This is a genomic window from Congregibacter litoralis KT71 (genome assembly GCF_000153125.2).
Classification (GTDB): Bacteria; Pseudomonadota; Gammaproteobacteria; order Pseudomonadales; family Halieaceae; genus Congregibacter; species Congregibacter litoralis.
Genome location: NZ_CM002299.1, coordinates 526,986 through 540,897, shown reverse-complemented (window position 1 = coordinate 540,897; position 13,912 = coordinate 526,986). Strand labels below are relative to the sequence as shown.

Sequence of the window (13,912 nt, the reverse complement as noted above, 5' to 3'; positions counted from 1 at the left end):
TTGCCGCCATGATTGAGGCTGATCTCGCCATTACCGGCGGCGAAATTCTGACCATGACCCCGTCGTCCGAGGCGGGTTTCCTGGCGGTGCCAGACGGCACCGTCCTCGTTTCCGGCAATCGAATACTTGCCGTGGGCGACGCTACAGCCATCGGACCCTACACCGCCGCAAAAACCATCGATGCCCGGGATCAGGTAGTGATGCCCGGTTTCAGCAACTGTCACACCCATATTGGCTCCAACGTGCTACTCCGGGGCCTCAACGAGGATGCCAAGCTCTTTGAATGGCTCCAGAGCATGTGGCGGCTCAAACAGAACTTCGACCATGAGACCCTCCGTCTTGCCGGTCTCGCAGGCCTTGCAGAGATGGCCCTGTCGGGCATCACCAGCTTTAACGAACACTTTGATGCCTACTCCGTCACGCCGGAAATCACGGCTCTGAACACCATCCCCCTGCGCGCCACGCTGGGTTATGGCTTTGCGGATATTGGTCTCTACGGCGATCTTGCGGACTGGTCGTTCGCGGCCCTGGATGGCTTTGGCGACATCGTCGACCGCCACCACAACACCCTGGATGGCCGTCTGCGCGTTGCCCTGTCGCCCCACGCCACCTACTCCTGCACGGAAAAGCTATGGCGCCGCTGCGCCGAGGTGGCGGCAGAGCACGAGCTCACTATTCATACCCATCTTTCCGAGGGACTGCAGGAACATCAGTTTGTCGCGGACCACTATGACCAGACGCCCACGGCCTGGCTCCACAGCATGGGCCTACTGGGTCCTCATCTTACCGCCGCCCACTGCACAACGCTCACCGACGATGACATCGAGCTCATGGCCGCACAGGAAGTTAAAGTTGCGCACTGCCCCATCAGTAACGCCAAGCTGTGTTCGGGGATCATGCCCATCCGCAAGCTCCGATTGGCGGGGGTGACCGTGGGGCTTGCCACTGACGGTCCGGCGAGTCACAACACCCTGGATATGTTCCAGGAGATGAAGTTCGGCGCGATCACCCATAAAAACCACAATCTGGACCCGGAGCTGTTAACGGTGAGCGAAATGCTGGAAATGAGCACCCGGGAAGCCGCCCGCGCCATGCATCTGAATGACGCCGGCACCCTCGCCCCGGGGCAGCTTGCAGATATTATCGTCGTGGATATCAACAAGGCCCACTGCGCGCCCCGCTACGATTCTCAAGCCGCTCTGGTGTATTCCAGTCGCGCCGATGATGTGGTCCACACCATCGTCGACGGGCAAGTGGTGGTGGAGAACGGCGTGCTTCAGGGGCTCGATCTCCCGGCCATGCTGGGAGAACTTCGGGAACGCGCGAGTGATCTTCGCCAGCGAAGCGGTGCCTGAATATGCAGGATAACGACGCAAGACATCCGGTCAACGAATGGCTCCCCCTGCGCTGGACTCTGCCCCTGGGCTTTCAGCAGCTCCTGGCAGCCTACGCAAGCATCATCATCGCACCCCTGGTGCTCGCCAGTGCCCTGGGCTGGCCCCAGGAGCAAACCACGTTTTTATTGGCCTCGGGGTTATTCGGCAGCGGCGTCGCTACGCTCATCCAGTGCCTCGGCATACCGGGCTTGCCCATTGGCACGCGCCTGCCCGTGGTACAGGGCACCACGGTGGCGGTCATACCGCCCCTGATTGCCATCGGCGCCAATGGCGATCTCACGGCCATGTTTGGCGGCACGATTGTCGGTGGCATCGTATGTCTGGCCCTTGCCGGGTCCTGGAGCAAGCTCCTGCGCTTTTTTCCACCTCTGGTGACGGGCACGGTCATCACCGTTATCGGCGTCAGCCTCATGCCGGTGGCCGTCATGTGGCTAAGCGGTGGCCGGGGCTTTGGCGCCCAGGACACGAGCATGGCCGAAGTCAGCCTGGGTCTAGGCACCCTGTTGCTCGTGCTACTGGTAATGCGCTTTGGTCACGACTTTCTGGCGCGCACATCGATACTTGTGGGACTCATCGCCGGCGGCGTTGCCGGCGCGTTTATGGGCATGTCTGACTTCAGCGGCGTCGGCACCGCAAGCTGGGCAAGTATTCCCCTGCCCTTCGCTTTCGGCCCCCCTACCTTCACCGTCGCCGCCTGTGCGGCGATGACCGTCACCATGCTGGTGACCATGGTGGAATCCACGGGAGACTATCTGGCCATCGGTGAAGTCTGCGAGCAGGAAGTAGACGAAAAACGTCTGGCAGCAGGGCTGCGCGCCGAGGGACTGGGCACCATCATTGGCGGACTGTTTAACGCCTTTCCCTTTACCACCTTCTCCCAGAACATCGGCGTGATTCGTGTATCCGGCGTGCGCAGTCGCTATGTCGTCGCCGCCACCGGCGTAATGCTGATACTCCTGAGCCTCGCACCCAAGGCGGCGGCGCTGGTCGCCAACATTCCCACTCCCGTGCTCGGTGGCTGTGGTCTGGTGCTCTTTGGCTCCATCGCTGCCACGGGGATTCAAACCCTGCGCCGCGTTGACTTTGAAAATACGGGGAATGTGCTCACCATGGGCATCAGCCTGAGTGCGGCAATGCTCGTCGTCGCCAATCCCATTTACTTTTCCGCCCTGCCCAAGGCCGTCGCGGACATCCTGAACAATCCCATCACCCTGGGTGCCGTGAGCGCGGTGACGCTGAACCTCCTGTTCAACGGTTCAGGTAAGGCTCAATAATCTCGTAGAGCGCCGGTCGCTCCTTCGCCACCTCCGCAGGGCTCAGTCCCTCCAGGGAATGGGGATACTTCAACCACTGCTCCGTCTCGTGGAGGTAATAATCGGGGACACGATTCGTGAGGTTTCGCGCGGGCTTGAAGTAGGGCACGGCCACGCGGATATCCCTGGGGGTGTTGAGTCGCGCCTTCTCCTCAATGTAGTTAATCACCGCGTCGATGGTGCTGCCCGTATCGAACACGTCATCGACAATGAGGAGCCTGTCCTCATGGGTGAGCTTTTTGATGAGGTAGTTCATGCCATGGATACGGATCTCCGAGGAGCGGCCGTCGATCTCGGGTTTGTAGAGAGAGGTGCGAATGGCGATGTGGTCCGTCTCGATACCGCAGTAAGCGAGAATCTCCTGCACGGCAACGCCCACGGGAGCACCTCCACGCCAGATGGCAATCATCATGGTCGGTTTAAAACCACTGGCTACCACCTCAGCACCGAGGCGAAAGGAGTCTTCCAGAAGTTCCTGGGCGGCGAGATACACTTTTTCTGACATGGGCTTCTCCTCCGCCTGGGCCGGGGCAATGCTGCGGCCTTGCCGTCCCGACAGTCTATCGATGCTTAACGCATTGCGCAGCTGCGGCCCCTTGGTATACGATCAAAACAACCCTCGCGCGGTCGCAAGGTACATATTACTACTACAATCCCGCAAGCCACCGACCGCTTATCCCTCACTGGGAGGTAGCATGAAACACTACCTGGCCGCTGTATTGCTCTGCGTCACGCAGGGCCTGGCAGCACAGCCTTATGGTTCTATCGTCGGTGATGCCCTGAAACTCGGCACACCCAATGACCACTGGTTCTCTGCCCGGGGCAAACAAATCGCCTATCTCATCGATGGCGACAAGGGCAGCGTGGAAGCGACCCTTACCCTGTCCATGTTCTCGCCCGCGATTGAACCTCACCTCGATGCGGGCCGCATTTACTCCTACGGCAGCTTCTACACGCGCACCTTCTATGGTGATCGCACGGATGTCGTGCTGGTCTTCGATCTGGAAAATGCGCTCCCCATTAAAGAAATTGAGATTCCTCCAAAATCCGCGGGCATCGGACACGGTGGCATGATCGGCCTGGTGGAGGAGCGTTTCATCGGTGTATGGAACATCACTCCCGCCATGTCCGTGAGCATCGTAGACACCGCTGACGATCGCTTTGTGGGCGAGATATCCACCCCGGGATGCGCCGGGGTATATCCGGTGGATGCGGGCTTCCTCATGGCCTGTGGCGACGGCCGCATTCAGTACATCCGCCTGGATAGCGTTGGCGAAGAGGTAGATCGCATACGTAGCGAGCCCTTCTTTTCTGTGACTGAGGATCCGGTTTTTGACTACGCGGTGCCGACGCCGGAGGGATGGATGTTCCTCTCCCTGGAGGGCCAGGTTTATGAAGTCACGGTGGCGAATTCCGAAGTGCAGGTCAGCCAACCCTGGTCTATCAATCCGCAGGATGCCGAAGATGCCGTAGACCTCAACGGTGTGCCTATCGACGCGGATGACGATTGGCGCATCGGTGGCCGACAGCCTTTCGCCTATAACGCCGAGGCCGGTCTACTGGTCACGCTCATGCACCAGGGCGGTGGCCAGGAAACCTTTGAAGACCCCGGTACACAGGTTTGGGCATTCAGTACAAAGACGCGCCGCAGGGCCTATGTTTTGGAGCTTGATGAGGAGACCAAGGGCAGTTCCGTCGAACTGACTGCCGATGGTGAGCCGCTGTTGCTCATCGCACCGGCGAACGGGGGCGAGCTACTCATTCACGATGCCCTAAATAGTCGCCTGCTTCGCACCGTGCCCGAGATCAACGCCAGCACGCTGCAAAGGCTGGAGTAAGTGGTGATCGATCCGCTCCTTGAGCTGACCCTCGCGCTTTCGCTGTTCCTGCTGTTTGTCAGCGCCGGTCAGCATAAACGCTGGGAAGCGCGACGATTTCAGGCGCAGTTGGACGCCTATAAATTGCTGCCGGCGAGCCTGTCTCCCATTGTTGCGAAGAGCCTGCCGCTGCTGGAGCTTGCTGTGGCGCTTGCGCTGCTCGTGCCCCTGAGTCGCAGTGCGGCAGCCTTTGCTGCCATGATGCTTCTGGTGATGTACGCGTTGGCCGTGCTTCTAAACCTTGTTCGTGGCCGTCGGGATATTGACTGCGGCTGCGGAGGCACACCGCAGCCCCTGAGCTACTGGCTCGTCTTTCGCAACATCATGCTAGCTGCGGGGGCGCTTATTGTGATGCTGCCGACCACGGAGCGAGCCCTAGGCGCAATGGACGTCGGGACAATGATTTTTCTGACTACGTTGCTGGGACTCTGTTACCTGACCATTGACCAGCTCCTTCAAAACCAGAGCGCCCTCACGGGCTGGAAACCCCATGAGCATTGATTCCCTGGCGGTTGCGGTACTTGTTCTGGGCGTCGTCGTCGCGCTGCTCGTCATCGTAGTGCTGGCGCTGGCACGACAAATCGGGGTGCTTCACACCCGCCTGGCGCCGGCGGGAGCACTCATGAATACCGCGGGCCCGGAGGTGGGCTCTCCAGCCCCCAAACTGTCGCTGCAAGACATCGACGGTGCGGCGGTCACCATCGGGGGTACCACGGCATCGGCGACTCTGCTGTTGTTCGTCTCACCTTCCTGTCCTATCTGCAAAGAACTGGTGCCCGTGGCCTGTTCCATGGCCCGCTCTGAGAAGCTTCGCCTGCTGTTTGCCAGCGATGGGGGGGAATTACCCCAGCATATTGAGTACATCGAAAAAATGGGCATCGCTGACTACTCCTATTTGCTCTCCTCAGAACTTGGTCTCAAGTTTGCGGCAGGCAAGCTTCCCTATGCGGCGCTGATTGATCGTGAGGGCGTCCTGCGTTCCAGAGGTCTTGTGAACAGCCGGGAGCATTTAGAAAGCCTGGTCGAAGCCATGCTGAGTGGCTATGACTCTCTCCAGGACTACCTCGTAAAAGAACAGCAATTGGAGCAAGCCTCATGAGCACGCAGAACCACCTGCTGAAGCAGCTTCTTGACGATATCGATGCCGCCACAACCGGCGCAGTGCGCTTTTTTGCCGGGCGCACGTCCCGCCGCTCGTTTTTAGGCAAGCTCGGTGCCGTGGCGACGGGTATGGGGGCCTTTCCATTGCTCCCCATGGCGCGTGAGGATGCGGGACCCATGCAGCCGGAGAGCGGCAGCAATGCCCTGGCGGCACCGGCAGCCGGCACGGAAGACGCCATCCCCGAGATGGGCGACAATCAAAGCTGCGATTACTGGCGCTACTGTGCATTCAGCGGACAGATTTGCAGCTGCTGCGGCGGCAGCATGACCCAATGCCCTCCGGGCTCAGAAACAGCCAGCGTGGCCTGGGTCGGCACCTGCCACAATCCCCTGGACGGTCAGGACTATCTCATCTCTTACAATGACTGCTGCGGTAAATCCGCCTGCGGTCGCTGTGGCTGCCATCGATCCGAGGGCGATCGTCCGGTTTATTTCCCCTCCAAATCCAACAGTATTCTCTGGTGCTTTGGCTCCAACAGTCACGCCTATCACTGCACCCTCGCAAGAGTCGTGGGCAAGGCCGACGCAGGCTGAGTTGCAGCGCTTTGCCTTTAAACACCTCTTTTTTGGCCGTTCTGCTTGCTGTCCTGTTTACTGCGCTGCTTGCCAGGGCGGCCTCAGCGGACCCCCGGGCTAACTATTTACTGCATTGCGGTGGCTGCCACCTGGAAAACGGTGAAGGCACCCTGCCCGAAGTCCCGGATTTACGCCATGACCTGGACTGGCTCGCGCAAACGGCCGAAGGGCGCTCGTACCTCACCCGCGTACCGGGAGCCTCACAGGTCCCCTTGTCAGACGAGAAGCTCGCCGAGGTTTTTAATTGGATATTTGACACCTTCTACCCACCGGAGAGCGTGATTCCACCCTTTAGCGGCGAAGAAATCTCGCACACCCGGGGCTTACCGCTTTGGGATCCCTTAAGTGCTCGAGACGCCTTGTCCCGTGCGCGATATCAAACGCCTCAGTTAAGTGCAGAATTCACAAAATGACAGAGCAATCCGCCCCGCTCAAAAAAACCTTTGTGGAAGAAGAGTCCCTTCTCCAGGACGCCTACCGCCTCGCGGTGGCGGTGTACGACAGCGGTTTTCGTCCCGATTTTATCGTGGGTGTTTGGCGCGGTGGATCCACCGTGGGTATCTACGTACAGGAGTGTCTTCAGTACCTGGGCGTGAAGACTGACCACATTGCCATCCGAACGTCCTACCGCGGCATGCAAAGCTACATCAGCACGGTGGAAAACCCTGAGCGCATCCGGGTGCACGGGCTCCAGTATCTCTACGAGACCATGAACAAAGACGACAGGCTGCTCATCGTGGACGACGTGTTCAGCAGTGGGCAGAACATAGAAGCGGTGATTCAGCGCCTGCGATCAAAATCCAAGCGCAACATGCCCGATGATGTCCGCATTGCCGTGCCCTACTACAAGCCCGCCAAAAACCGCACGGGACGCGTGCCGGATTTCTATCTGCACGAGACCGACGACTGGCTGGTTTTACCCTACGAGATAACGGGTCTGAGCGAGGCGGAAATCGCCACGCACAAACCCTGGCTGGCGGAGATATTAAAAGGGAGCCAACGGTCTCCCGGTGGCTCCCTCTAAGAACAGCTAATGGCTTTCTTTAAGAGCGGCTAATGGCTCTCTTTAAGACAAGGCAGGGCCCTCGGCGAGGGCTCGCTTTTTTCTTTAGAGAGCGGGTACGGGCTGGCCGGGACCCCAGGGAGCACCCGCGGCCTGCAGCTCCTCACGGAGGGCCGGAATCTCCGATTCCATCACCGCTTTGAGGCGCTCTCGAACCGGCGCGAATACCTCTTTTGCATACTCAAGACTCTGTCGATGCTCTGGCGTCGGGCCATAGCTGGAGCTGGATACGCCGCGTGAGGCGTGGCTCAGCCAGTTGGTAACACGGTGCACTTCATAGTTACCCACCGCCTGGACAGACTTGTTGCCGTTGAGGGCTTTATCAATGTCATAGAGCTCCTGATGCAGACTGTGGAGACGCTGATCCAGCTCACCGGGAGCCACCGCCGTCGCCGCCAGCATCTGCTGCATCGTTGCAATGGTATCCATGGCATCGCCCAGGGCGTAGCGAGCGCCACTCACCTGACCGTAAACCGCGGAGTACTCTTTCCAGAAGGCGTCGACCTCTTCCATAGATGCACCGGCGAGCGCGGGCTCATACATGCGCTCAACCTCAAAGGTGACGGGCTCGTCCAGCAACCGGCTCTCACCGCTCTTGAGAAGCACGAGCTCTGCGCTGTAGGTGCCGGGTCGTACCATAAAGCCCCGGGGAGGAATCCCCTGCCAGTTGGGCGGCGTCTCTACTGAACCGTAGTAGGGATGACGAAGATCCCAGGCGAGACGATGGAAGCCCTTATCCGCGGGGGCATCGAGACGACGAATCACATTGCCGCTCTCATCGCGGATCACCATTTTCAGGGCGGGCGGTGCTTCGCGCCGCTCCGCTTCCACGGCATCCCAGCCTTCAAACTTCACCTGCCCACCGGCTTTGAGGACTTCCTTCTCAGCATCCTGACGGGTTTTCTCCAGCGTTTTGAAGCCATCGGCCAGGTGGTAGGTCAACACCGCACCGAAGGGAGGATTCTCGGCGACGTAGAGGGAGTCACCCTGGGAGCCGCGCTTTCGGGCACCCAGCACCTTGCGGGGGAAGTACCAGTCGGCATCGCGGGGCGCAAACAGAGCCGCCTCCTGACTCAGGGCATCTTCGCTCACCTCGCGCAGGGCGGAATAATCATCCATGACAAAAAAGCCGCGACCGAAGCTCGCTGCCACCAGATCATTCTCCCGACGCTGAATCTGGATATCGCGAATGGGGATGGTGGGCATGCCGGCACTGAACTTCTCCCAGCTCTTGCCGCCGTTGAGCGTCATAAACACGCCGAATTCCGTGCCCGCAAACATCAGCTCTGCACGCTCGTGATCCTGCACGAGACGCCAGACGAGGTGGCGGTCAGGAATACCATCGGTGATGCTGGTCCAGCTGCGACCGCGGTTGCGACTGACCAGAATGTAGGGCTTGAAGTCGCCGTACTTGTGGTTATCCATGGCGACGTACACGGTGTCTGCATCGTGCAGGTCCGCACGGATATCGTTGACGAAAGCGGTCTCGGGCACGCCGGGCAGGGAACCCACCTCTACCCGTCGCCAGCTATCGCCACCGTTCTCGGAAACCTGAATCAGACCATCGTCTGTCGCGGCATAGAGCAGACCCTCCTCCAAAGGCGACTCGGCCAGGGAGGTGATGGTGTTGTAATCCGACATGGCAAACATGTCCCAGGGCGCGTCCCAGCTCCAGGTCTGATCCATAAGCGGCATGACCATGCGGTCTTCATTGCGGGTCAGATCGCCGGAGATCGCGGTCCACTCATCACCACGGTTATCCGATCGCCAGACACGCTGGGAGGCGAAGTACAGCCGCGTCGGGCTATGGGGGCTCACGAGAATCGGCGAGTCCCAGTTAAAACGCTCGGGGGGTTCACCGGGCGCCGGCTGAGGCTGGATAAAAACGGTTTCTCCGGTTTTCATGTCCACACGACTGAGATGCCCCTGCTGGGACTCGGCATAAATGATGTCGGGGTTTCCGGGCTCCGTCGCCGGCTGATGGCCGTCGCCGCCCAGCACCACTTCCCAATCCGCATTGCGAATGCCGTTAACCGTATCCGTGCGCGACGGACCGCCCTGGGTGTTGTTGTCCTGGGTGCCACCGTAGATGTTGTAAAACGGCTCCGCATCATCCAGGGCCAGCTTGTAATACTGGGTCACGGGCAGATTGCTCATGTAGCGCCAGGTCACGCCCAGGTCAAAGCTCTCATACACGCCGCCGTCGGTACCCATCATGATGTAGTCGGGGTCCTCGGGATCGAACACGATAGCGTGCATGTCACCGTGTTGCGTGGGATGGGGCATGGGCTCAAAGCTCAGACCACCGTCTTCCGACTTGAGCACCGTGGGTCCGACCAGATACAGCCGGTCATGCTGATGCATGCTGGCGGTCAGTTCCTGGTAGTAATGCGGCCCGGTTCCGCCGCTCACGGCGTCGGCGCCCTTAACCCAGCTTGCACCGCGATCCTCGGAGCGCCATACACCGCCTTTGCGACGATCCAGCTCGATAGCGGCATAGACAACGTCGGGGTTCTGCAGAGAGATAGCCAGACCGATCTTGCCCATATTGCCCGTGGGCAGCCCCTCAGTCAGTTTGGTCCAGGTTCTTCCCCCATCCAGGGAGCGATGAAGCCCGCTCTCAGGGCCACCGCCCATATAGGCGGCGACCGTGCGCTGATGCTGCCAGGTCGCGGCGTAAAGAACATCGGGATCCCGGGAATCGATCACCACATCGGTAACGCCGGTCCACTCTCCGCCACCCAGAGTCTTTTCCCAGGTCTGGCCGCCGTCGGTGGTCATGTACAGACCTCGGTCACCGCCCTTGGTCCACAGGGGACCCTGCACGGCAGCCCAGACGGTATCGGAATCCTCGGGATGCACGATGATGGTGGAGATGTGCTGGGAGTCGGGAAGACCCATATTTGTCCAGGTCTCTCCCCCGTCGTCGGAGCGGTATATGCCGTCACCAAAGCCAATGTGGCGACCGCCGTTGTTTTCGCCGGTGCCTACCCAAACCGTGTGCGGATTGCTGGGGTCGATGGCCAGGGCGCCGATGGAGTAGGCGCTCTCGTCGTCAAATACCGGGGTGAAGGTGACGCCGGCGTTGCTGGTCTTCCAGACGCCACCGGAAGCCACACCGACGTACCAGGTGCTGGAATCCGTGGGGTGACGGGCGATATCGCCGATACGGCCGGACATAAAGCCCGGTCCGATGTTGCGCCATTCGAGGCCATCGTAGGCCGATGTCGCTGCACCTCCCTCTGCGCCAAGAGCAGACCCTGCCATGGACAGGCTCAGGCCCACGCTCAATACGGTACTCAATAATTTCTTCATGCCGAAAAAGGTCTCTTACGGAAATTCGGCCCGCAAGACTAACAAAGCGTGATGGCGACGTCTTCTCTGCACAGGAACCGAGACCCGGGCTGACGACAAGGCGCGGAGCCGCTAGACTCCCAAGTCTCATTTACTTGTGGCAGTGCTGCATGCCGACTTTTTTTGTTATGCCGCAGGCGCTTTTGTTTGAGCCGCAGGCGCTATTACCAAAGCCGGGTACACTCGCACGCGGGCTCATGGTTCTCTGCTTTCTGCTTTTGAGCCAGGGGGCGGCTGCGGATATTTTCCGACCTGCTTATCTCGAGCTCTCGCAGCTGGATGCCGAGCGCTATGAGGTGCTATGGCGAGTTCCGGCCCTTCCGGACAATCGACGTCTGGCGGCGCGGCTCGTGTTTCCAAAAAACACGGAACGCGTCGGCGAGTCACGTAGCGCCATTATCAATAACGCCTGGGAAGAGCGCTACGAGATCAAGGCCGCCGGGGGCCTCACGGATCAAGAAATCACCATCGATGGCATTCTTGGTGGCGCCACGGACGTCATCGTACGCATTGAGCGCCTGGACGGCACCACGCAACTCGAGCGACTGCAGCCCGCTGAGCCGCGGTTTACGGTGACCGCTTCGCCGGGCCCGGGCGAGGTAGCCCTGGCCTATTTCCTATTGGGCGTCGAGCATATTCTCGGCGGCATCGATCACCTGCTCTTTGTGCTGGCACTGCTGCTCCTGGTCAGCAATCTGCGCCGCCTGGTCTTGACCATCACGGCCTTTACCGTGGCGCACTCCATCACCCTGGTCTGCGCGACCCTGGGTTGGATCCGTCTGCCGGGCCCACCCGTGGAGGCGGTGATTGCGCTCTCCATTGTGTTCGTCGCTGCGGAAGTCATCCATGAGCAGCAGGGGCGCGCCTCTATCACGGCGCGGTCGCCGTGGATCGTGGCCTTTGGCTTTGGTCTTCTGCATGGCCTGGGTTTTGCCGGTGCCCTGCAGGAAATCGGCTTGCCCGACACTGCGATACCCGTCGCGCTCCTCATGTTTAATGTGGGCGTCGAGGCAGGCCAGCTTTTGTTTGTCGGGGGCGTTGTGATCTCAGCCACCTTGCTAAGCCGCGTAGCGCAGGTACCATCGGCACTGGTAAAGCGCGTTGTCAGCTACGGTATCGGGAGCATTGCAGCGTTCTGGACCATCGAGCGGGTTGCTGCTTTTATCCCCTGAGCGGCGCCTCCTAAAAAATAAGAATTCCGCGGCGTGGACCAGCGCCGCAAGAAAAAGGATAGCTACCATGGCCCCAGGAATTTCAGCGGCTTCCAAGACCCGACGGCGCCTCGCCACCGTGCTTCTCTGCGGCGCAGTCAGCGCTGCCACGAGCGCGCTTACCGTCGCTGCCGAGGCTGATACGCCCTACTCCCCCTATGTGAGCGAGAGCCCCCAGCGCCAGGTCTATTTTGGCGATACCCACGTGCACACGGGGCTGTCCGCCGATGCCGGGGGCTCCGGTACGCGACTTATGCCTGAAGATGCCTACCGCTTTGCCCGGGGTGAAGAAGTGCGCTCCAACACCGGACAGCCGGTAAAGCTCAAACGTCCCTATGACTTTTTTATGATCACGGACCACTCTGATGGCATGGGGCTGATATCCGATCTATTGGAAGGCACACCCAATGTCATGGAAGATCCCTCGGGTCGGGCCTACCACGAGGACTTTAACGCCGGCGGTCAGCAGGCCGCCGATGCCATGTTCCGTCTCATTGCGCAGTTTGCCCAGGGTGAAACACCGCCGGCACTCCTCTACCAGCCCGGCGTTCCCGCTTACCGGGCGGTTTGGGAGCGCCTCGTACAGGCCGCCGAGGAATTCAACGATCCCGGACAATTCACCACCTTCATCGCCTACGAATGGACCTCGCTGGTGAAAGGCAACAATCTGCATCGCAATGTGATTTTCCGCGATGACGCCGACAAGGCCCTGGAGGTGGTTCCCTTCACCATGATGCCGCCCATCGGCAGCCAGAACCCTCAAGACCTCTGGGCCTGGATGGCCGCCTATGAAGAAGAAACCGGTGGCGACGTGACGGCGATTCCCCACAATGGCAATCTATCCAACGGCATGATGTTCCCGCTCCGGGATGATTTTGCCAACGGTAAGGAGCTTGACGCCGCCTACGCAAAGAGCCGCATGACCTGGGAGCGTCTCTACGAAGTCACGCAATACAAGGGTGATGGTGAGGCCCACCCTTTGCTATCGCCCGATGACGAATTCGCGGACTTCGAAACCTGGGACTTCGGCAATCTGGATGTATCCGAGAAAAAGACCGACGCCATGCTGCCGGGGGAATACGCGCGCTCGGGTCTTCTGCGGGGGCTGCAGCTCCAGCAAACCCTGGGCGTCAATCCCTACCAGTTCGGCTTTGAAGGTGCCACCGATACTCACACGGGTCTCTCCACCACCGGCGAGGATAATTTCTTTTCTAAATTCACTACTGTGGAGCCCGATGGAGAGCGCATGACCCACGCTGGAAGCAGCAATCCCGATATCGGCATCGAGGGTTACACTGGCGCCATGTATAACGCCGCAGGCCTGACCGCGGTATGGGCCGACGAAAACAGCCGAACAGCGATTTTTGATGCCATGGAGCGTCGGGAAACTTATGCCACCACGGGCACCCGCATCACCCTGCGATTTTTTGCGGGTTGGGACTTCGACGAAGAAGACGCAAAAGCACCGGATCTCGCCCGGAGGGGCTACGCAGGTGGTGTGCCCATGGGCAGCGAACTGCCCAGAGCCGACGGTGATGCACCGCGATTTTTGATTTCCGCCCTTCGCGACCCCATGGGCGCCAATCTGGATCGCGTGCAGGTAGTGAAAGGCTGGGTAAACAGTGACGGCGAAGCGCAGGAGAAGGTCTACAACGTCGCCTGGGGCGGTGACCGGAGGGTGGATGATGAAGGCAAGCTACCCCCCGTCGGCAATACCGTTGATCTGAGCGTTCCGACCTGGAGTAACAGCATCGGCGTCGGAGAGCTCTCCACCGTCTGGCAGGACCCGGACTTTGACGCCTCGGACGCTGCGTTTTATTACCTTCGGGTGCTGGAAATACCCACGCCGCGCTGGACTGCCTACGATGCCGTACGTTTTGGGGTAGAGGTGCCGGAGGGCGTACCCCTGATCACTCAGGAGCGCGCCTACAGCTCGCCGATCTGGTATACACCCTAAACT

At 60.0% G+C, this 13,912-nt stretch carries 12 protein-coding genes; 10 read left to right on the top strand and 2 right to left on the bottom strand.

The window, feature by feature from the left end; translation table 11 throughout:
• The first annotated feature begins 8 nt into the window (after positions 1 to 8).
• Positions 9 to 1,355, top strand: a complete 1,347-nt coding sequence (locus KT71_RS02530) for an amidohydrolase family protein (protein ID WP_008293055.1) — start codon at positions 9 to 11, stop codon at positions 1,353 to 1,355.
• A gap of 2 nt (positions 1,356 to 1,357) precedes the next feature.
• Positions 1,358 to 2,671 carry a nucleobase:cation symporter-2 family protein gene (locus KT71_RS02525; protein ID WP_008293056.1) on the top strand — a complete coding sequence of 438 codons (1,314 nt, stop codon included), beginning with the start codon at positions 1,358 to 1,360 and terminating at the stop codon, positions 2,669 to 2,671.
• On the opposite strand, the gene KT71_RS02520 is transcribed toward KT71_RS02525, so the two are convergent.
• Positions 2,646 to 3,215 (bottom strand): phosphoribosyltransferase, encoded by a 570-nt coding sequence (locus tag KT71_RS02520; protein WP_008293057.1) that lies wholly within the window; start codon positions 3,213 to 3,215, stop codon positions 2,646 to 2,648. The genes KT71_RS02525 and KT71_RS02520 overlap by 26 nt on opposite strands.
• Positions 3,216 to 3,405: 190 nt before the next feature.
• Between KT71_RS02520 and KT71_RS02515 the strand changes: the two genes are divergently transcribed.
• From KT71_RS02515 to KT71_RS02490, 6 genes are read left to right on the top strand one after another with little or no spacing between them, the layout of a single operon-like run.
• A complete protein-coding gene (locus KT71_RS02515; protein WP_008293058.1) occupies positions 3,406 to 4,548 on the top strand; it encodes an amine dehydrogenase large subunit in 1,143 nt (380 codons plus the stop codon).
• A 3-nt stretch (positions 4,549 to 4,551) separates the two neighbouring features.
• Positions 4,552 to 5,088, top strand: a complete 537-nt coding sequence (locus KT71_RS02510; RefSeq protein WP_023659845.1) for a MauE/DoxX family redox-associated membrane protein — start codon at positions 4,552 to 4,554, stop codon at positions 5,086 to 5,088.
• Complete coding sequence (locus KT71_RS02505) at positions 5,078 to 5,686, top strand: thioredoxin domain-containing protein (protein ID WP_008293061.1); 609 nt, start codon at positions 5,078 to 5,080, stop codon at positions 5,684 to 5,686. Before KT71_RS02510 ends, KT71_RS02505 begins: the two co-directional genes overlap by 11 nt.
• Positions 5,683 to 6,282 carry a methylamine dehydrogenase light chain gene (locus tag KT71_RS02500; RefSeq protein WP_008293062.1) on the top strand — a complete coding sequence of 200 codons (600 nt, stop codon included), beginning with the start codon at positions 5,683 to 5,685 and terminating at the stop codon, positions 6,280 to 6,282. The genes KT71_RS02505 and KT71_RS02500 overlap by 4 nt, the downstream gene beginning before the upstream one ends.
• Positions 6,283 to 6,314: 32 nt before the next feature.
• Positions 6,315 to 6,737: a c-type cytochrome gene (locus KT71_RS02495; protein WP_008293063.1), complete on the top strand. Its 423-nt coding sequence runs from the start codon at positions 6,315 to 6,317 to the stop codon at positions 6,735 to 6,737.
• Complete coding sequence (locus KT71_RS02490) at positions 6,734 to 7,348, top strand: phosphoribosyltransferase (protein ID WP_008293064.1); 615 nt, start codon at positions 6,734 to 6,736, stop codon at positions 7,346 to 7,348. The genes KT71_RS02495 and KT71_RS02490 overlap by 4 nt, the downstream gene beginning before the upstream one ends.
• Before the next feature lie 84 nt (positions 7,349 to 7,432).
• On the opposite strand, the gene KT71_RS02485 is transcribed toward KT71_RS02490, so the two are convergent.
• Entirely contained in the window at positions 7,433 to 10,702 is a 3,270-nt protein-coding gene (locus tag KT71_RS02485) for a WD40/YVTN/BNR-like repeat-containing protein (protein WP_008293065.1), read from the bottom strand.
• 236 nt (positions 10,703 to 10,938) lie between these two features.
• Between KT71_RS02485 and KT71_RS02480 the strand changes: the two genes are divergently transcribed.
• Positions 10,939 to 11,913 carry a HupE/UreJ family protein gene (locus KT71_RS02480; RefSeq protein ID WP_040362658.1) on the top strand — a complete coding sequence of 325 codons (975 nt, stop codon included), beginning with the start codon at positions 10,939 to 10,941 and terminating at the stop codon, positions 11,911 to 11,913.
• Positions 11,914 to 11,980: 67 nt separating this feature from the next.
• Positions 11,981 to 13,909, top strand: coding sequence for a DUF3604 domain-containing protein (locus KT71_RS02475; RefSeq protein WP_023659842.1), 1,929 nt, complete (start codon positions 11,981 to 11,983; stop codon positions 13,907 to 13,909).
• Positions 13,910 to 13,912 lie beyond the last annotated feature (3 nt).